The following is an 18321-nucleotide window of genomic DNA, read 5'->3' as shown; positions in this document are numbered from 1 at the left end:
CCTTGCGGTCAGCTCATCCAGTTTCCGCCATCGACGTTGAGGGTTTGGGCGACGATGTACTCGGCGTCGTCGGAGGCCAGGAAGACGGCGGCGCCGGGGTAGTCCTCGGGGCGGCCCATGCGGCCATAGGGGACGGCCTCGCCGACGAGGCGTTTCTTTTCGCCGACCGGGCGGTTTTCGTAGCGGGCGAACAGGGCATCGACATGGTCCCACATGGGGGTATCGACCACGCCCGGGGCGATGCCATTCACGCGGATGCCGTAGCGGATCAGGTCGAGGCCAGCGGATTGAGTGAGGCTGAGGACGGCGGCCTTGCTGGCGCAATAGATGCCGACCAAGGCTTCGCCTCGGCGGCCGGCTTGCGAGCTGAAGTTGATGATCCGTCCACCGGTCCCCTGGCGCACCATTTGCTGTGCCGCCGCTTGGAGGGTGAACAGCAGGCCCTCGACGTTGACCGCGAACACCTTGTGATAGCTCTCGCGGGTGATGTCGAGGATGGGGGCGAGGTCGAACACCCCGGCATTGTTCACTAGGATGTCGAGGCGCCCGAAGGTTGCTACGGTTTGGGCGATGGCGGCGTCGATCGAGGCCTGTTGGGTGACGTCGAGGGCCACGCCGATGGCGCCGTGGCCGACGCGGGCGGCGGCGTCGCGCACCGCTTCGGCGTTGATGTCGGCCAACACGACCTTGGCCCCTTCCTCGGTATAGCGCTGGGCGATGGCGAAGCCAATGCCGCGCGCGGATCCCGTGACTAGGGCAACCTTGTCTTTCAGCTTCATGATCTGTCCTCGGAAAAGGGGGCTCACGCCAGGGCGTTGAATCGGTACTCGCAGCGGTGGGTATACCGTTCACCCGGCCGCAGGATCACCGAGGGGAAGTGCGGCTGGTGGATGGAATCGGTAAAGCGATAGGTTTCCAGACAAAAGCCCGCGCCCGGACCGTGCTTTTGTCCCTCAAGGCCGGGGCCTGCTTGAAACAGGGCCGAGCCGGTATAAAGCAGGAGGCCGGGCTGGTCGGTGTGGACCTCCAGTTCCAGGTCCTGCTGGGGAGAGCGGGCCCGGGCCACGGGGCGAACGGTGCCGTCGGCGCCGTCCAAAACAAAATTGATGTCGTAGGGCACCTTGGCGTCGCCGATACGCCGCAGGCGACGAAAGTCATACGGTGTGCCCTCGACAAAGCGGATCTCGCCGGTGGGGATCAGGGTGTCCCGGGCCGGGGTATGGAAGCGGGCCGCGATTTCCAGAAAATGGTCATCGGCGCTGGCGTCGTCGGCCAGAGTGAAATAGGTATGGTTGGTCAGGTTGAGAAGGGTTGGCGCGTCGGCTTCGCCGGTCATTTCAAGGCGCAAGCACGTGCTGTCGCTTAGGTGATAGCGACACGTGACCTCGACCCGCCCGGGGTAGCCCTGGTCGCCGTCTTCGGAGGTCAGGGCCAGCAGCACCGAGCTTTGGTCGGCCTCCACCACCCGCCAGGGGCGGCGGGAAAAGCCCTGGGGGCCGCCGTGCAGGTGGATGCCGCCCGCGCTGTTGGCGGGCAGGGGGGAGGTCTGTCCGTCCAGCACGAAGTGATCGTCTGCGATGCGGTTGGCGCAACGGCCAATGGTCGCGCCGAGGTAGCACGGGTTGTGGCGGTAGGCCTCGATGCTCTGATAGCCCAACACCACGCGCCGCGTCCGGCCGTCGCCCAGCGGTACCACCAGATCGCGCAAGGTGGCGCCGTAGCTGAGAACCAGCGCCTGGGCGCCGGCCGGAGTGGAAAGGCGGATTTCCTGGACTGGATCTCCGCCCAGCACGCCGATCTCGCGACTCTCCATCTTTCATCCCTATTTTATTATGGTTGAGTGTGGGGCGAGCTTTGGTCGGCGGTGTCCCCAACGTCCCTTGTTTCTTCCCCAAGCCCCCCACAGGCGGCGGCGCGCAAAGCCGCGATCTCGCCCAAACTGGACGTGCCTTCCATGGGCCCTTTGCGCGTTACGGCCAAGGCGCCCGCGGCACAGGCCAACCCCAGGGCCTCTTCCGGCGGTAAACCGCGCAACCACGCTGTGACGAAGGTCGCGCCAAAACAATCGCCGGCTCCGGTGGGATCGGTCTCCTGCACGGCAAAGGCCGGATGGTGAAAGCGCTGGCTGGGGGCAAAATACCAAGCCCCTCCGGCGCCTTTTTTTGAGGACGATGGCCTGGCAGCCCCCGGCCAGCACCTCGGCAATGGCCTCGTCTTCGTCGGGGGTCCCGGCCAGCAGGAACAACTCGGCCCCGCTGGGTAGGAAGAGGTCGGTGTGGCGCAAGACTTCTTCCAAGGCCTCACGCATGCCGGGGCTGCCCAGCATCTCCTTGCGCACGTTGGGATCGAAGGAGACGCTGCCGCCTCGGCTCTTGATCCGCTCCAGGGCGTGGCGCACCAGGGCGATCATCTCGGGGGAAAACAGCGAGGAGCCCATCACGTGCAGATGGTCGGCGCTGTCGAGAAGATGGTCCCCGGCCGGGCTGTGGCCGATGTGAGCACAGGCGCTGTGACGGATATTGAAAATGAAATCGCGTTCCCCGTCTGGGCGATAGCGCACGAAGGCGCTGCCGGTGACCGCATCGGGGATGATGGCCACCGCCGAGACATCGGCGCCGTCGCGGGCGAGGCGCTCGCGGTTGAGCAAGCCGAAATCGTCGTCGCCCACCGAACTCAAGATGCCGCAGGGCTGCCCCAAACGGGCGACTTGATCGATGAAGATGGCCGGAGCCCCGGACGCGTAGGGGCCGAGCAGAGATAAAGGCTCGCGAAAGCCGTGCCCCGCTTCGGTGGCCATGATCTCGACGACGATTTCGCCGATCGTGACAATTTTTTTCATGGGGCGCTCTTTCGCTTGCCGCAGGCGCTGCGTCCGGGACTGAGGTCAAGGGCCGGGGAACGCGCTGGTTTTCGCTGCCGACCATGCGCTTTGAGGTATCGAGTGTCAATTAAAAACTTTTCGAGCGAAAAATTGTGGTGAGAGAAAAAACTTCGCCCACGGCGTGCCGACGGCCTTCGCCCGAAGAGCGTGTGGGCGCTATTGCTCATCTCGTGGGCAGAGAGTGCCTCTGGGGCGGGCAGGGGAGCGCCGGTCGCGGCAAGGGGCGGCGGCGGGGGTGGGGGCAGGGAAGGGGCGGTCAGGGTGGGGAAGGTGTGTCGAGAGTGGCGTGTTTATAGTGCGTTGCGGCATTTTTTGAGGCGCCTCTAGCGCTAGGCTCCCCTCCCTTTCAAGGGGAGGGCGAGCCGCTGGCGGGCAAGGACCGCCCTTCTTCCACAGGCAAAAAATAAATTGGTGCGAGTTAAGTTTCTCGTTGACTCGTGACGACGGTCTGACACACTGGACCCACTTGAGGAAACGTCCCATCGACGAAAAAGGTCGCTGCCCGCTCTTTTTAGGAGTGGCTTAAGGCGGTCGATCCGAGGTCGGGGGCGGGGAAGGCGCGCCGGGTGCCGCCTTCCAGCGATCGGCGGCGCGGGTCGGGCCGGTGCCGTCAGGGTCACTCGCAAACGGGGCTGTCCCCCGGGAGGAACGGATGTTTCGTGGATTCTTGACGACGGTACTCAAGGGAGGCGCGGCGCTGGCGGCCTCCACGCTGTTGGTGTGTCAGGTGGCGAACGCGCAGGAGTTCACGGTCGGCTTCTCGAACCGGACCTTGAACGGCCCCTATTTCAGCGCCCTGACCGAGCACGTCAAAACCTTCGCCGAGGCCGAGGGCTGGAAGGTGATCAGCACCGATGCCCGGGCCGACCTCAACAAGCAGATCGCCGACGTCGAGGACATGGTGGCCCGGGGCATCAACGCCCTGATCCTCAACCCCCAAGACCCGGCCGCTGGCATGCGCATTGTCGAGCAGGTGCGGCGCAAGAACATCCCCGTGGTCATCATCGACAGCGATCTGGCCATCGGCGCCGACGTTGTGACCCGCGTCGCCTCCGACAACGCCAAGACCAACCAACTCATCGGGGAATACGCCGCCACCCAGTTTGCCGACACCCCCCTCAAGGTGGCGCTGATCAGTGGCAACCAAGGCAATCTGGTCGGCCACACCCGCTCCAGCAATTTCTTCCTCGGCATCATGGACGGGCAACTGCGGCGCTCGGCCAAGACCAACTTCCAGATCGTGACCCAGGTGTGGGGTGGCTGGGACCAGCAAGGCGGCCTCAAGGCCATGGAAGACGTGCTGGCCGCCCATCCCGAGATCAACGCCGTCTATACCGAAAACGATGACATGGCCTTGGGTGCCGTCCATGCCCTGCGCGCCGCCGGTCGCCTCAAAGACGTTCGGCTGTACAGCTACGACGGCAACAAGAACGCCTACAAGGCCATCATTGATGGTCAGATGCAAGCAACCGGGGAGAATAATCCCAAGTTGATGGCGCAAATGGCGGTCAATCTTCTGAAGGAAGTCAAGGCGGGCAAGACCCAGTTCCCCGACTACTCCTACACCCCACCGCTCATGGTCAACGGCGACAACGCCAAGACGGTCTACGACGAGAAATCTCTGTTCTGATCCGTCCTTGCCGCCGGACCGGCCCCCGTCCGGCGGCTTTTCCTTTCCCTCCCGCCTGGGATGCTCTCGAGGATCGTGCCATGAAAGCCCTGGTTTTTTCCCGTCCGGGCAGCCTCTCGATCGAGGAACTGCCGTGTCCCGAGCCCCACGGGGACGAGCTTTTGATCAAGGTGGCGGCCAGCGGCATCTGTGGCACCGATGTTCATATTTTCCACGGGGGCTTTCCCTGCGCCTTTCCCCTAGTTCCCGGTCACGAATTTGCCGGCGAGGTGGTGGCGGTGGGCCCCGAGTGCGTGCGCTTCCAGCCCGGGGCGCGGGTGGCCGTTGAGCCCAACATTCCGTGCAACAACTGCCCCGAATGCCTGCGCGGCGAGCACCATTATTGTCGGGCGATGCGGGTGCCGGGGGTTAATCTCCCAGGCGGCATGGCCGAATACGTTCTGGTCAACGAGCGCGCCGCGTTTGACATTGGCGCCTTGCCCTGGGAACACGGGGCCCTCGTCGAACCCTTGTCGTGCGTTGTCCACGCCACCGAGCGTCTGGCCCCCCAGTTGGGCGAGCAGGTGCTGGTCATGGGGGCTGGGCCGATCGGCGTGTTGATGGCCCGTCTGATGCGTGCGCGTGGCGTTCGGGCTGTGGATATCCTGGAGCGCGAGCCCGAACGCCGCCGCGCCGCTGCCGCCCTCGGCCTGGGGCGGGTGTTTGGCGATCCGGTCGAGATCAGCGCCAAGACCTATGACGCCTGCGCCGATGCCACCGGCGCCTCGGTCCTGGTGGCCGAGGCCGCGAACCGGCTGGTGCGCCCCGGGGCGGGTGTTGGTGTTTGGGGTGCCGGGGCCGACGGCGACGATCGCTCTCGATCATTTCCGCTTCTATCGCGACGAAATCCAGCTCCTGGCCAGCTTCACCTCGCTCAAGAACAGCCAGCAGGCCATTGACCTGATGGCCTCGGGTGTCGTGGAGGTCGCCGACATCGTCTCGCATCGCATCGCGCTTTCCGAGTGCCCGACCTTCTTGGAGCGGATGAAGGCCGGCGATGGCCGCTTGCGCAAGGTCTGTGTGACCAACTTTGCCGCGTAAGGAGGGCGGACCATGAAAGAGGTGATTGCGGCGCAAGGCCGGGGCGAGGCACAGGGGATTTGCTCCTTGTGCACGGCCCATCCCCTGGTGATCCGGGCCGCCCTGGAGGCCGCGCGCGACGACGACGCCCCAGTCCTGATTGAGGCGACCGCCAATCAGGTGAATCAGTTCGGTGGCTACACCGGCATGACCCCGGCGGCTTTTCGCACGTTTGTCGAAGGTCTGGCCGACGCGGTTGGTTTCCCCCGCCGCCGCGTGCGCCTGGGCGGTGATCACCTGGGGCCCACGGTCTGGCGGTCCCGCCCCGCCGAGGAGGCCCTGGCCCTGTCGCGCGCCCTGGTGGCCGAGGCGGTGGCCGCTGGCTTTACCAAGATCCATCTCGATGCCTCCATGGCCTTGGCCGGGGAATGCGATCCCCTGGATCCGGCTCTGGTCGCCGAGCGCGCCGCCGATCTCGCCGCCGCCGCCGAGGCCGCCACCCGGCCGGGCCAAGAGGTGCTCTATGTCATCGGCACCGAGGTGCCGGTCCCGGGCGGCGAAACCGAGGGCTTGAGCGCGGTGCGCGTCAGTGCCGCCGCTGATGTTGCCGAAACCCTGGATCTGCATCGCTTGGCCTTCGCTCGACGCGGCCTGCACAACGCCTTCGAGCGGGTGGGGGCGGTGGTGGTCCAGCCCGGGGTCGATTTCGATCATACCGGTCTTCTGCCCTACGATCCCGGCAAGACCCGCGATTTGGTGGCCCTGATCCAGGGGCGACCCGGTCTCGTCTACGAGGCCCATTCCACCGATTTTCAGAGCCGCGAGGCCCTGCGGGCCCTGGTTGAGGACCGCTTCGCCATCCTCAAGGTGGGCCCGGCCCTGACCTACGCCCTGCGCGAGGGCCTGTTCGCCCTGGCGGCGATGGAGGACGAGCTTATCCCCATCGAACGCCGCTCCTGCCTGCGCGCCGTCGTGGAGCGCATCATGCTGGAGGAACCCGAGGCCTGGGCCCGCTATTATGCCGGGGCGCCGGGACAGCGTCGCTTGTTGCGGGCCTACAGTCAGTCGGATCGCATCCGCTATTACTGGACCCATCCCGAGGTGGCGGCCGCCGTCGAGCGCTTGCTGGCCAATCTGGCCCAGGTGTCGCCGAGCGAGGGGCTTATCCGGCAATTTGCTGGTTTGGAGCGGGCCCGCCTGGGTCGGACTCCCTTCAGCCCCCAAGCCCTGCTGGCCGACAAAGTGCGCCAAGTCCTGGAAGACTACCGCTTCGCCTGTACCGGCGTGGCGGAAGGCGAGGGAGGATGGCGCCGTGCCGGATGATGGATCGAGCCTGCGCGCGCTGACCAGGACAAGCGAGGGCCAAAGCATGACCTATGCGGTGGAGGTCGAGGGCGTCACCAAGGCTTTTGGCGGGGTACGCGCCCTTCAAAACGCGACACTGCGCGTCGCCCCCGGCACCATTCATGCCCTGGTTGGCGAAAACGGTGCCGGCAAATCGACCTTGATGAACATCCTGGCCGGCATCTTGCGCCGGGATGGAGGGCAGATGCGCCTCTTTGGCAAAACCGTCGATTTTGCCAGCCCCGCCGAGAGCCAGCGCCACGGAATCGCGATCATTCACCAGGAGCTGGCCCTGGCTCCCGACCTCAGCGTGGCCGAAAACATGTTCCTGGGCCAGTTGGGGCGGCTGTTCGTCAACCACCGGACGCTCAACCGCCGCGCTGCCGAGGCCCTGGCCCAGTTCGGGTTCGCCATTGATCCGACCACGCCGGTCGGGGCCTTGAGCGTGGCCTATCAGCAGATCGTCGAGATCACCTCGGCCCTGGTGCTGCACGACTGCAAGATCCTGATCATGGACGAGCCCAGCGCCGTATTGGCCGATCCCGAGATCGAGATCCTTTTTGCCAACCTGCGCCGCCTGCGTCAGCAGGGCGTGACGATTTTGTATATTTCCCATCGGCTGGAAGAGATCTTCCGCATCGCCGATGCCATCACGGTGTTCAAGGACGGCCAAACCGTCACCGACCTCGACCCCCGGACCTGCACCGAGGAAGACATCATCACCACCATGGTCGGCCGCCGCCTGGGCAGCTTGTTTCCGCCCAAACCGGCGCCCCAGGGCGAGGCCGAGGTGATCTTGCGGGTGCGCAACCTGACCCGGGCCCGGGTGCTGCACGATGTCTCCTTGCACCTGCGGCGGGGCGAGATCCTGGGGCTGGCCGGGCTGGTGGGCTCGGGGCGTTCCGAGGTGGCGCGGTGCCTCTTCGGGATTGATCGCTACGACAGCGGCATCATCGAGATCGACGGCACGGCGCGGCGTATTACCCGGCCGGCCGAGGCCATGCGCCAGGGGATCGGCCTCGTGCCCGAGGACCGCAAGCGCCAGGGCGGTATTTTGCCGATGAGCATCAGCGAAAACCTGACGTTGACCAATCTGGGGCAGATCAGCCGCCTTGGTGTTTGTAGCCGGGCCCGGGAAGCCGGGGTGGCCGAGCGCTCGCGCGAGAGTCTGCGCATCCGCCTGGGCTCGCCCCATGACGCCTTGTCGTCCCTGAGCGGCGGCAACCAACAAAAAGTCGTGCTGGCCAAGTGGCTCAATGCCGAGCCCCGGGTGCTGATCCTCGACGAACCGACGCGCGGTGTGGACGTGGGCGCCAAGGCCGAGCTTTACCTGCTCATCAACGATTTGGCCCGGCGGGGCTTCGGAATCCTGGTCATTTCCTCGGAAATGGTCGAGCTGGTCGGCTTGTGCCAGCGGGTCTATGTCATGGCTGAGGGCGAAATTACTGGCGAACTCGCAGGCGACGAAATCCGCGAGGAAGCCATCATGCGTCTCGCCATCCCCAAGCGCAGGAAAACCCCATGACGGCTGTTCAAAAAAATCCTCGGTCCTGCTGCACCGGGTGCTGGGGCAATCGACGCTGTTGTTTTTCATCGTCATGCTCGTGGCCGCCCACTTCCTCTCGGACCGCTTCTTCACCCCGGACAACATCACCAACATTTTGCGCCAGAGCGTGCCACTGGGCATCGTTTCGATTGGCCTGCTGTTCGTGATCCTGACCGCCGGCATTGATTTGGCCGTGGGCTCCCTCATGGCCCTGGTCTCGGTGGTGGTCGCCTTGTGTCTGCCCGGCCTCGGCCTTGTCGGCGCGGTGGTGGTGGCCCTGGCTGTTGGGGTCGGCGCCGGGTTGGTCAGTGGCTCGCTGGTCGCCCTGTTCGGGATCGCACCGTTTATCGCGACCCTGGCCATCATGACCATCGCGCGTGGTCTGGCCCTGATCTTGTCGCGCGGTCAGCCCGTGTTCATCGACAACGAGACCTTCATGGCCGTGGGCAGTTCGGCGCTGCTCGGTATCCCCACCTTGTTTTATGTCCTGGTCGGGGTCACGGTCCTGGCCGCCTTGCTGGCCCGCAAGACCGTTTTTGGCCGGTTGGTGGTCGCCGTTGGCTCCAACGAAGTGGCCACCCGCTTTGCTGGCATCAGCATTGCCCGCATCAAGATCGCGGTCTATGGCCTGTCGGGCTTGACGTGTGCCATCGCCGGCATTTTGTCGGCCACCCGCACCGGGGTCGGCTCGCCCATCCTCGCGCTGGGCTTTGAGCTTGATGCGATCGCCGCTGTCGTGGTTGGGGGCGCTAGTTTGGCCGGGGGGCGGGGCACGGTTCTTAACACCCTGATTGGGGCCCTTATCCTGTCCATCATCTCCAACCTCATGAATTTGATGGATATTCCGGGGTACCACCAACAGGTGGTCAAGGGGGTGATCATTGTTCTGGCCGTGGTGCTGGAAAGTGCCAAGCGGCGGTTGAGTGCGGCTTGAGAGAAGAAGGCTGGGGAGGCGGGGCCTCCCCAGACCCCGCCTTTCCTCAGTCGCCAGAGCGACGTTTCCAAACTGGTTGGAGGGTTTCATGTCTCGTGTTTCCCTGGCCCACCTGTTGCAGGACGCCCGGCGTCGGGACTACGCCGTGCCGGCCTTCAACGCCTGGACCTATCAAGATGCCCTCGCTCTGGTCCGCGCCGCCGAACAGGCCCGCTCGCCCCTGATCATCCAGACCTCGGGCACCTGCATTCGCCATAACGGCCTGAGCTTCTCCTATCAGATGGTGGAAAACGCCACCCGCCAAGCCAGTATTCCGGTTGCCATTCACCTGGATCACGGCCAGGAGCGCCGGCTGATCTTTGATGCCATCCGCCTGGGCTATGATTCCGTGATGTACGATGGCTCCATGCTGCCCATGGACGAAAACATCGAAAACACCCGCCTCGTTAAGGCTGTGGCCGACGAATACGGCGTTTCGGTCGAGGCCGAGATCGGCCATGTGGAAAAGGGCCGGGGGGATCACGAGGTCTTGACCACCCCGGAAGAAGCCCAGCGCTTCCTGGCCGCCACCGGGGTTGATGCCCTGGCCGTCGCCGTGGGCACTCGCCATGGCATGCAAAGCCACGACGCGCCCTTGCACTTCGAGACCCTGGACGCCCTGGGCAGCGCGTTGGACACGCCCTTGGTGCTGCACGGCTCCAGCGGCGTGGCCGACCAGGACCTGCCCCGAGTAGCGCGTTCCTTGGTGTGCAAGATCAACATCGCGACCCGCCTGCGCGATGTTTTCATCCAGGCCTTGGGCGAGGAAGCCGAGGCCTATACCGGCAGTGACCACATCGCCCTGATGATGCGGGCCCACGAAGCCACCATCCGCGAGGCCATGGTGTTGATGGGCCTGATGGGCAGTGCGGGGCGGTGTTAGAGGGGGGAGAAGAAGACTGGGGAGGCGAGGCCTCCCCAGACCCCTCGTTCCCTTTGAGCCTTCTCGGATAGGCAAGGTCCCTCGGTTCGTTCCGCGCACGCCTTGACGCTCCGCTGGGCTGTTGTTTACCTTTCAGGTCCTTGGGGACGCGCCCCGCAACCCCGTGCGGATGCTTCTCTCCAACAGGCGGTAGGGGGAGTGCATGATGCGACGTCGTATTTTGGCCGGATGGTTTGTTCTGGGGGCCTTGGTGGCCGGGTGCGTGCCCCCGCCCGAGCCCCCCGCTTCTGCTGTGGCGACACCAACGGCCGTTGCTCCGCCGCCACCTGTGCCGGCCGTGAGCCCCAAGGCGGTCTGGCATCCCGATCCTCTGCCGTGCCAAACGCCCAGCGGTCCCGTCGAGGCGTGTTTGCGAACCGCCATGGCCGCCGCGCCCCCGGAAGCCCAGACCTTCGCCGCCTCCCAGGGCTGGAAAGGTATGCTCACCTATCTGGGTAACGAGGGCAAGGTGGTGAGCGGTACCCTGACCACCTTCCCCTTGTCCCCCACCTCGGACGTGCCCGTCCTGCTCAATGGCACGCCGTCCCTGATCTCGGTTCCCGAACTTTGGGAAAAGCACATGGTGCCGAGCCTCGCCAAGAAATATCCCAATGGGAACAGCACCTACGTTGCCCCCTTCCTGGTCAAGGCCGAGAAAACCGCCAATGGCGGGCAGCGCTTCATCTATGAAGGCGAGGTCCGCGAGTGCAAGGAGTGCATGGCCAAGGCCCGCCCGCGCCTGCGTCTCGTCTTCGACAAGACCGGCCGTCTCCTTGGTCCCGAGCGCTGAACCCAAACGGGGGTCTGGGGAGGTGCGCCTCCCCAGCCTTCTCTTTTCGATCACCGCCCCGCTTGACGGATCGCCGCCAACGCCTCAGGTGGCGGCGCCTGCTCGATCCGGCGATAGTCCCGGCCATCGGGCGTGCGCCGCATCAGCCGCCAATCCACCAGCCAGCGGCGCAGCAGGGCTGGGTCGCTAAAGGTGTGATGATCCGCCAGCCAGAGGGTCATCTCTTTCTCGGTGAACGAGTGCCCGCGCGGCAGGCGGCTCCACAAGATCCACAGGCACAACACCCGCTGATGTTCCTTGGGGGGCCAGCGCACCAGACGCCCCTCGGCATCAAAGAACCGCCGCAACCGGATCAAGCGCTCGGGAATGATGGCCGGCCCAGGGGCGACCTCGCGGCGTTGGGCATGGGCCCGGAAGTGTTGGAAGTTGCGCCAGCCGGTCGCCCGCGCCAGCATCGTCAGCACCTCAACATGGCCCGGCGTGTGCGGGCAGGCCTGGATTTGCTCCCGCAGCGAGCGGGCCAGTGCGGAAATATCGGAACATTCGAAGGAAAAAACTTCCCTAGACATCGCTTATCCTCGCGGTGCCGGGTCCCAAGGGACTTGTCGGGGGGCGCCTTCTTGCCGACACGGCACAGGATAAGGAGCCGGTCAAAACAACATAAGGCAGGTTTAGCACCCCAACAGGGGAGGCGACGCCTGGGTGAACTGCCGACCGGGGGAGAGGATAGGCCTCTCCCCGGCGGCAGGCAAGAGCGTTACCACAGCAACAACACAAGAATTTGTGGAACCAAGATGCGAAGGCACATCACCAGGGGATACACGGTGGCATAGGCCAGGGCCGGCGCTTCAGACGGGCTCAAGGCGTTGGCAAAGGCCAGGGCCGGTGGGTCGGTCATCGAGCCGGCCAGGAGGCCGCACACGCTTAAGTAGTTTAGCTTTACCACCCATCGGGCGTAAATCCCAACAGCCAGCAAAGGAACCAGCGTGATGATGGCGCCATAGACCATCCAGGTCAGGCCGGGACCATTGATCAAGGTGTCGAGAAACTTGCCCCCCGAGGTCAGGCCCACCACCGAAAGAAACAAGACAATCCCCAACTCGCGCAGCGCTTCGTTCACCGCCGGGGGCATGAACCACACAAACGGGCCAAGATGTCCGATCCGCGACAAGATCAGAGCCACCACCAGCGGCCCTCCCGCCAGACCGAGTTTCATTGGGGCTGGCATCCCCGGCACGAACAACGGCACCGAGCCAAGAATAATCCCCAAAAGCAGGCCCAGGAAAACCGGGACCAACTCGACTTGCTGTAACCGACGCTGCGAGTTGCCAATCATCGTTGCTGCTTGGCTCAGGTCGGCCGGTTTGCCAATGGTGTTGAGGATGTCGCCAAACTCCAGCCGCAATGCCGGGTGAGGCACCAAGTCCACGCCGGCCCGGGTGACGCGGCTGATCACTACTCCATAAAGGTCGGCCAGATTCGCTTGGGCAATGGTTTTCCCCAGGATTTCCTTGCTGGTGACCACCAAGCGCTCCCAGCGCACGTCCGTTCCCTTGGTGGTCAGGGAGGCGTTCTCCACCACCTGGCCGAGGAACAGCCGCATGCGATGGATGTCGGCCCGGGGGCCCACCAGATGGAGAATATCGCCCACGTGGATACGCGTGTCGGGGTGGGGGACTTCAAGGGTTTCGCCGCGTAAGAGTCGCGAGGCCACCACCCCGTCCTCGCCGAACAGGCCAATCTGGCGCAAGTTGGCGCCTTCGAGGTTGGTGTTCTGGATGGCCACATCCAGAGTTTCCAGCACCGCCACCGAGGAACGCCGCTCCTCGTCAAACGCCGCCGCCTCCCGGGGGATCGACAGCCGAAACAGCACCCGCACCAGGATCATCGCAATCAAGATGCCGGCAATACCAAAGGGATAAGCCACCGCATAGCCCAGGCCGATCAAGGTCGTGGCGTCTTGGGGGGCCTGCAAGCCGCTCAAAATTTCCTGAGCAGCGCCCAGCGACGGCGTGTTCGTCACCGCGCCGGAAAAAATCCCAAGGATCGCCGGCAGCGGAACAGCCGTGACCAAGTGGATCGTGACGGCTGTGACGGCGCCCAAAACCACAATCGCCGCCGCCATCAGGTTCAGCCCCAGGCCCTGGCGCCGCAGCGCCGAGAAAAAGCCGGGACCAACCTGCACGCCGATGCAGTACACAAACAAAATCAACCCAAGATCGCGGACAAAGCCGAGCGTTTCGGCGGGATAGCTGATCCCCGCCTGATGCGTGACGTGACCGGCCGCCAAACCGGCAAACAACACGCCCCCAATCCCCAGCCCAATGCCCTTGATCTTGAGCTGGCCCAGGGACAATCCCAGGGCGGCGATAATACTGAGCGTCCCTAAGAGACGGGCTACCTCGGGTAAACCGTGAAAGAGTTCAAGCATGAAGGACCCTCGGAGCAGGCGGGACAAGCATGTCCCCATAAGCGTTGGAACGGGTCCAATGTATCGGAAAGCGTTGAAGAAAGTCTGATGTTTCTTTGAAAATCCCTGGCCACCCAGGGCTGTCGCCCGCCGTGGTGACGCGGGGCTGTCGCGCGCCCCGCGTTTTTCTGATTTGGCGCCAGCCCCGCGTGGCCAGAAGAGACCCTCAGGCCTCCGCCAGATGGTTCGCCGCCGAGAGGACGGCTTTCAGGGCGGCGGCCACGATGTTGGCGTCGATGCCCACGCCGTGACGGATCCGGCCATCGGGGAGGCTGGCGCGCATGAAGGCGACGGCCTGGGCGTCGGATCCCGGGCGCAAGGTGTGTTCCTCGTAGTCATCAATGGTCATGGCCAAGCCGCTGTCCTTGCGGATGGCATCGACCAGGGCTTCGACCGGCCCGCTGCCCCGGCCATCCACCGACTTGACCGCGCCGTTGACCTTGACCGTGGCGGTCAGCAGGCGCTCGCGCGAGCCGGCTTCCGGGAAGGTCTGGTGGTCGATGAAGGCATAGGGCTTGTCGTTGCCGAGGTAGGTGGCCTCGAAGGTTTTCCACATCATGGGCGAGGTGATTTCCTCGCCGGTTTCGTCGGCGATCTTCTGGATGATCTTCGAGAACTCGACCTGCAAGGAGCGGGGCAGGCGGATACCGTAGTCCTGTTCCATGATGTAGGCCACGCCGCCCTTGCCCGACTGGCTGTTGACGCGGATCACGGCCTCGTAGGTGCGGCCCACGTCTTGCGGGTCGATGGGCAGGTAGGGGACTTCCCACAGGGACTGATTGGTCTCGCGCATGACCTTCAGGCCCTTGTTGATGGCGTCTTGATGGCTGCCCGAGAACGCGGTGAACACCAAGTCGCCGGCATAGGGATGACGCGGATGGACCGGCAGGCGGTTGCAGCGCTCCACCACGTCGCGGATGTGGGGGAGGTTGGAGAAGTCGATGCCGGGATCAATGCCCTGGGTGTAGAGGTTGAGGCCCAGGGTCACGAGATCGACGTTGCCCGTACGCTCGCCATTGCCAAACAAGGTTCCCTCGACCCGGTCCGCCCCCGCCATCAAGGCCAGCTCGGCGGCGGCAACCGCCGTGCCCCGGTCGTTGTGCGGGTGCACGCTGATCAACACCCGCTCACGGCCGCGCAAGGTCCGGCCAAACCATTCGATCTGGTCGGCATGGATGTTGGGGGTGGACATTTCCACCGTTGCCGGGAGATTGAGAATCAGCGGGTTGTCTACCGTGGGCTCAAAGACGCCCATCACGGCCTCGCAGACCTCGACCGCATAGTCCATTTCGGTGCCGGTGAAGCTCTCGGGCGAATACTCGAAGCGGACCCGGGTTTCCTTGGGCACCCGCAAGGCTCCTTCGCGCACCATGGTCGCCCCGCGGACCGCCAAGTCAGTGATGCCGGCTCGGTCGAGATTGAAGACGACTCTGCGCTGCAAGGCTGACGTAGAGTTGTACAGATGGACGATGACCGACGGCGCGCCGGCCACGGCCTCGAAGGTCCGGTTGATGAGGTCTTCGCGGGCCTGGGTCAGAACCTGGATGGTCACATCGCTGGGGATCAGGCCGGCGTCGATGAGGTGGCGCAGAAAATCGAAGTCCGTCTGGGACGCGGCCGGAAAGCCCACCTCGATTTCCTTGTATCCCATCGCGCACAGCAACTGGAACATCATGACCTTGCGCTCGATGCCCATGGGCTCGATGAGCGCTTGGTTGCCATCGCGCAGGTCAACGGCGCACCAGATCGGGGCGCGGGTCAGGGGGGTGTTGGGCCAAGTACGGTCGGGAAGGGCAACCGGCGTGAATGCCTGATATTTGCGGGTCGGATCAATCGGCATGGTCATGGCGAACTGACGCTCCTTGGGGCGCGGGCTTGTCGTTGAGAAAACAACAGGAGGCAACGGCGCAGGCAGTGATCCGGCCGTCGGGCCGCCGTCAGGCCCGGCGGCCGCTTCCTAGTCGTTGGTCCGGACAAGCGCGGAAGGGGCCCTGACCCCGGACGACAAAAATCCCCGCGTCGGCAAACACCGGCACGAAGGCGGGAGACAGGACGCTCAGACGGGAGGGGAGAGAGGACATGACACAAAACCCATTCTCGCTGGAAACACGACAAGCGCTTTCCGTCCCCCCAACGGGGACGTTACGACAGTCGTAGGAGAGCGGTGGGGTGGGTCATGGTCATCATGAGGGTAGGGTGCCGGTTGGCACGCTCCGCGTCAAGTTTTTTCCCCAGGGCAAGCGGGGGAGGGGGAGAGTTAAAAAGAAAGGCTGGGGAGGCGTGGCCTCCCCAGACCCCTCGTGTTGTTTGGCGAGACCCGTCAGCGGCGCAGGTCGATTTCCACCCCGGGTTCGCCCGAGAACTCGACCAAGATGTTGGCGTCGGGGACCCAAACCTGACAGGCCAAGCGGTAGGGCGGAGGAATGTCCTCGACCTCGGCCTTGGCCAGAATCTCCTTGCTCAACTTGCCGTTGACCGACAGCGTGATCTTTTCATGCTCGGTCAGGGCCTGGGCCTTGGGGCCATTGGGATCGAGCGCCGTGATCTTGACCAGACACGAACCGCACTGGCCGTCCTGGCACTGGCAGGGAATGGGAATGTCGTTTTTGCGGGCGAGCGCCAGCAAGGTCCCGCGATCGCCCGCCACCGCATAAACCGAAATGTCCTTAGGCAGAATCGGCGAGGAAAAAGTAACCGTGGCCATGATAATCCCCCAGATGATAGGGACCCGCACCCACGGGGTGGCCGTGGGGGTGGTCCTTCGGGTGTGTCGGTTCACCGAGGGGGAGATCGTCCCTGGGTCTTTCGGCCACAGGGACGCGGTGAACGTCTTGAGTTGTTCCAGGCTCCAGGGGGGATGTCAAATGCTAACCCACCGTCTTGGTCACCCAGCCCCTTGAAACAGGAGCCGGTTCCGGGAATATCATCCCCACGCAGAGGCGATCCCTGGATCGGAGCCTTGGTGTTTCCTTGGGCTCTCATCCGCGATAGGCTGCCCCAGGATCTCCTGGAGGCATCGGGCGCGCCGCATCGCCCGGCTCCGTGCGTGCAACGGAGTCCCTTGGCGAGATGCATCGGATGGACCTTCCCGGGGAGACCGGAGCTTTCATGAGCGTTTTCCTGCAAGGGATCGGCCCCCTCTTCCTGATCATGGGGGCATGTGTGTCGCGCGCTCTCGCAGGGAGGGCGGGGTGGTAACGTCGGCCTTTTCCGATCTGGCCGGGGTGGCCGGCGGTTTGTGGGATCCAGCTCCCGAGGGGCGACGGGCCGCCGCTCAGGCGGCCGCCTGCTTCCCCGACAGTGTCCCTTTGCTGGTCGCGCGGTTGCGTGTTGAAACAGACCCCAAGGTCTTCGGCGCCCTGGAAAGTTCGCTGGTGAGTATCGGATCCGATGCCGTGGTGATGGGCGTGGTTCCGTTGTTGCGCGCCTGCGAGCCGGCGGTGCGTATTGTGGGGACCGATATCTTGCGTGTTCTGGGAGAGCGCAGCGAGCCCGTGGCCCGGGCCTTGCTTACCGACATCGACCCTGCCTTACGCATGATCGGCGTTACCATTGTCCGTGGCTTGCCCACCCCCGAGGCGCCCGATTGGCTGCTCGACGTTCTGCGCCGCGACCCGAATCCCACCGTATGCGTCTCCGCCTTGGAGTGTTTGGCCGAGATCGCTCGCCCCGACATGGCCCCGGCAGTGCGCGCCGCCCGCGATCGTTTTTCCGACTCCGAAGAGTTTGCCGCCGGGATTGATCAGGTCTTGCGGGTTATTGATCCCGGGGTGTGGACCGCCAGAGCCCCCTGACGCGCGCAACAGGAGAGAGCATGCCCGAGGTCATTACCGTGGCCAACCGCAAGGGAGGGTCAGGGAAGACCACGACGGCCGTCAATCTTGCCGTCGAATGGGCCATCCGTGGCGCCCGCACCTTACTGGTCGATCTGGATACCCAGGGCCATGCCGGGGTTGCGGTGGGATTTGCGGKGCGCCCCAGCCCGGCGCGCACGGTTCATGCCCTGTTCCTTCCCCGGGCCAAAGGCGCGCCTCTTTCCGTGGAGGCGCGGCCCACCCGCATCGATCGATTGAGTCTGCTGCCCGCCGATCCGTTTTTTGATGTCTCACGGGGAGGGCGAGATCCCACGGTCTTGCGGCGGGCTTTCCGGGGACCGGCATTTACCGCCTATGACCGCATCGTCATTGATGCCCCACCCACCCGCGATATCGTGCTGGCTGCTGGCTTGGTCGCGGCTCATGCCGTGGTGGTGCCGTTTTTGCCCCATCCCTTGTCGCTGGTCAGTCTGCGCCAGTTCGTTCGCTTATTTCACGGTCTGGCGACCGGGTGTGAGCACGATATCAGGACCTTGCTGTTGCTCCCGGTGATGCATGACCCGAGAGTGCGGTTGCATCGCGCCGTGATGGCCGAGGTGGCCGGGTGGTTTGGGCCGAGTCGGTTGTTAAACGGGGTGCATGCCTCAGTCCGTTTGGCCGAGGCCTTCGGCGAGGGGTTGCCAATCCAGCGCTACGCGCCGCGCAGTCGCTCCGCCGCCGAGTTTCAGGTTCTGGCCGACGAACTTGACCAAGCGCTGGGCTTGGGGCCGGGTCCTCCTCCCTTGTCACGCAAGGCCCAAGATCCCGAGGACGACTAAGCCAAAGGCGGCCTCGGCGTGTCTTGGCCCCGCCTTGTGCACAACGAAGTTCTTTTTTTTCAACCTGTCTTGC

General features: G+C 64.6%; 17 protein-coding genes and 1 pseudogene. 10 read left to right on the top strand and 8 right to left on the bottom strand.

Going from position 1 to position 18321, the window contains the following annotated elements:
- Positions 1-8: 8 nt before the first annotated feature.
- The 4 genes and pseudogenes from RSPPHO_RS16790 to RSPPHO_RS21625 all read right to left on the bottom strand — a co-directional run.
- Positions 9-779 carry an L-iditol 2-dehydrogenase gene (locus tag RSPPHO_RS16790; RefSeq protein WP_041796106.1) on the bottom strand — a complete coding sequence of 257 codons (771 nt, stop codon included), beginning with the start codon at positions 777-779 and terminating at the stop codon, positions 9-11.
- A 23-nt stretch (positions 780-802) separates the two neighbouring features.
- Entirely contained in the window at positions 803-1813 is a 1011-nt protein-coding gene (locus tag RSPPHO_RS16785) for an aldose epimerase family protein (RefSeq protein ID WP_014416388.1), read from the bottom strand.
- 17 nt (positions 1814-1830) lie between these two features.
- Positions 1831-2304 (bottom strand): carbohydrate kinase family protein, encoded by a 474-nt coding sequence (locus RSPPHO_RS21630; protein WP_277905335.1) that lies wholly within the window; start codon positions 2302-2304, stop codon positions 1831-1833.
- Positions 2204-2839 (bottom strand): annotated as a pseudogene (locus RSPPHO_RS21625) (sugar kinase); the annotation flags it as partial. The gene RSPPHO_RS21630 and the pseudogene RSPPHO_RS21625, both read right to left, overlap by 101 nt.
- Positions 2840-3533: 694 nt before the next feature.
- Between RSPPHO_RS21625 and RSPPHO_RS16775 the strand changes: the two are divergent.
- From RSPPHO_RS16775 to RSPPHO_RS16745, 8 genes are all read left to right on the top strand, one after another.
- Positions 3534-4511, top strand: coding sequence for a substrate-binding domain-containing protein (locus RSPPHO_RS16775; RefSeq protein ID WP_051013970.1), 978 nt, complete (start codon positions 3534-3536; stop codon positions 4509-4511).
- Positions 4512-4591: 80 nt separating this feature from the next.
- Entirely contained in the window at positions 4592-5449 is an 858-nt protein-coding gene (locus tag RSPPHO_RS16770) for an alcohol dehydrogenase catalytic domain-containing protein (RefSeq protein WP_014416385.1), read from the top strand.
- Positions 5450-5453: 4 nt separating this feature from the next.
- Positions 5454-5591: a hypothetical protein gene (locus RSPPHO_RS20390; protein ID WP_162138104.1), complete on the top strand. Its 138-nt coding sequence runs from the start codon at positions 5454-5456 to the stop codon at positions 5589-5591.
- Between the two features lie 12 nt (positions 5592-5603).
- The gene (locus RSPPHO_RS16765; RefSeq protein ID WP_014416383.1) at positions 5604-6893 is read left to right on the top strand and encodes a class II D-tagatose-bisphosphate aldolase, non-catalytic subunit; all 1290 of its coding nucleotides are present in this window, start codon (positions 5604-5606) and stop codon (positions 6891-6893) included.
- Entirely contained in the window at positions 6883-8439 is a 1557-nt protein-coding gene (locus RSPPHO_RS16760) for a sugar ABC transporter ATP-binding protein (RefSeq protein WP_081581827.1), read from the top strand. The genes RSPPHO_RS16765 and RSPPHO_RS16760 overlap by 11 nt, the downstream gene beginning before the upstream one ends.
- Before the next feature lie 58 nt (positions 8440-8497).
- Positions 8498-9394: an ABC transporter permease gene (locus tag RSPPHO_RS16755; RefSeq protein ID WP_197535620.1), complete on the top strand. Its 897-nt coding sequence runs from the start codon at positions 8498-8500 to the stop codon at positions 9392-9394.
- Between the two features lie 88 nt (positions 9395-9482).
- On the top strand, positions 9483-10316 hold the full coding sequence (locus RSPPHO_RS16750; RefSeq protein WP_041796104.1) for a class II fructose-bisphosphate aldolase: 834 nt from the start codon (positions 9483-9485) through the stop codon (positions 10314-10316).
- 202 nt (positions 10317-10518) lie between these two features.
- Positions 10519-11145 (top strand): hypothetical protein, encoded by a 627-nt coding sequence (locus tag RSPPHO_RS16745; protein ID WP_014416379.1) that lies wholly within the window; start codon positions 10519-10521, stop codon positions 11143-11145.
- A gap of 50 nt (positions 11146-11195) precedes the next feature.
- Here the strand turns inward: RSPPHO_RS16745 and RSPPHO_RS16740 are convergent, their stop codons facing one another.
- The 4 genes from RSPPHO_RS16740 to RSPPHO_RS16725 all read right to left on the bottom strand — a co-directional run bounded on the left by RSPPHO_RS16740 (position 11196) and on the right by RSPPHO_RS16725 (position 16319).
- Positions 11196-11714 carry a DUF2087 domain-containing protein gene (locus tag RSPPHO_RS16740; RefSeq protein ID WP_014416378.1) on the bottom strand — a complete coding sequence of 173 codons (519 nt, stop codon included), beginning with the start codon at positions 11712-11714 and terminating at the stop codon, positions 11196-11198.
- A 188-nt stretch (positions 11715-11902) separates the two neighbouring features.
- Positions 11903-13576, bottom strand: coding sequence for a putative transporter (locus tag RSPPHO_RS16735; protein ID WP_041796100.1), 1674 nt, complete (start codon positions 13574-13576; stop codon positions 11903-11905).
- Between the two features lie 205 nt (positions 13577-13781).
- A complete protein-coding gene (leuA, locus tag RSPPHO_RS16730) occupies positions 13782-15455 on the bottom strand; it encodes a 2-isopropylmalate synthase (RefSeq protein WP_041797794.1) in 1674 nt (557 codons plus the stop codon).
- A 480-nt stretch (positions 15456-15935) separates the two neighbouring features.
- The gene (locus RSPPHO_RS16725; protein ID WP_041796098.1) at positions 15936-16319 is read right to left on the bottom strand and encodes a 2Fe-2S iron-sulfur cluster-binding protein; all 384 of its coding nucleotides are present in this window, start codon (positions 16317-16319) and stop codon (positions 15936-15938) included.
- Positions 16320-16806: 487 nt separating this feature from the next.
- Here RSPPHO_RS16725 and RSPPHO_RS16715 point away from each other — a divergent pair, with 487 nt between their 5' ends.
- Both RSPPHO_RS16715 and RSPPHO_RS16710 read left to right on the top strand, forming a co-directional pair.
- A complete protein-coding gene (locus tag RSPPHO_RS16715) occupies positions 16807-17409 on the top strand; it encodes a HEAT repeat domain-containing protein (RefSeq protein ID WP_041796094.1) in 603 nt (200 codons plus the stop codon).
- Positions 17410-17429: 20 nt separating this feature from the next.
- Positions 17430-18248 carry a ParA family protein gene (locus RSPPHO_RS16710; RefSeq protein WP_051013969.1) on the top strand — a complete coding sequence of 273 codons (819 nt, stop codon included), beginning with the start codon at positions 17430-17432 and terminating at the stop codon, positions 18246-18248.
- Positions 18249-18321: the final 73 nt, after the last annotated feature.

This window comes from Pararhodospirillum photometricum DSM 122 (genome assembly GCF_000284415.1).
Classification (GTDB): domain Bacteria; phylum Pseudomonadota; class Alphaproteobacteria; order Rhodospirillales; family Rhodospirillaceae; genus Pararhodospirillum; species Pararhodospirillum photometricum.
The sequence above is the reverse complement of the archived record's forward strand: the minus strand, read 5'-3'. Positions and strand labels throughout refer to the sequence as shown.

Coding starts and splice junctions, on each gene's coding strand:
- RSPPHO_RS16790 (WP_041796106.1), bottom strand. CDS start 779: ATGAAGCTGAAAGACAAGGTTGCCCTAGTCACGGGATCCGCGCGCGGC.
- RSPPHO_RS16785 (WP_014416388.1), bottom strand. CDS start 1,813: ATGGAGAGTCGCGAGATCGGCGTGCTGGGCGGAGATCCAGTCCAGGAA.
- RSPPHO_RS16775 (WP_051013970.1), top strand. CDS start 3,534: ATGTTTCGTGGATTCTTGACGACGGTACTCAAGGGAGGCGCGGCGCTG.
- RSPPHO_RS16770 (WP_014416385.1), top strand. CDS start 4,592: ATGAAAGCCCTGGTTTTTTCCCGTCCGGGCAGCCTCTCGATCGAGGAA.
- RSPPHO_RS20390 (WP_162138104.1), top strand. CDS start 5,454: ATGGCCTCGGGTGTCGTGGAGGTCGCCGACATCGTCTCGCATCGCATC.
- RSPPHO_RS16765 (WP_014416383.1), top strand. CDS start 5,604: ATGAAAGAGGTGATTGCGGCGCAAGGCCGGGGCGAGGCACAGGGGATT.
- RSPPHO_RS16750 (WP_041796104.1), top strand. CDS start 9,483: ATGTCTCGTGTTTCCCTGGCCCACCTGTTGCAGGACGCCCGGCGTCGG.
- RSPPHO_RS16745 (WP_014416379.1), top strand. CDS start 10,519: ATGATGCGACGTCGTATTTTGGCCGGATGGTTTGTTCTGGGGGCCTTG.
- RSPPHO_RS16740 (WP_014416378.1), bottom strand. CDS start 11,714: ATGTCTAGGGAAGTTTTTTCCTTCGAATGTTCCGATATTTCCGCACTG.
- RSPPHO_RS16735 (WP_041796100.1), bottom strand. CDS start 13,576: ATGCTTGAACTCTTTCACGGTTTACCCGAGGTAGCCCGTCTCTTAGGG.
- leuA (WP_041797794.1), bottom strand. CDS start 15,455: ATGCCGATTGATCCGACCCGCAAATATCAGGCATTCACGCCGGTTGCC.
- RSPPHO_RS16725 (WP_041796098.1), bottom strand. CDS start 16,319: ATGGCCACGGTTACTTTTTCCTCGCCGATTCTGCCTAAGGACATTTCG.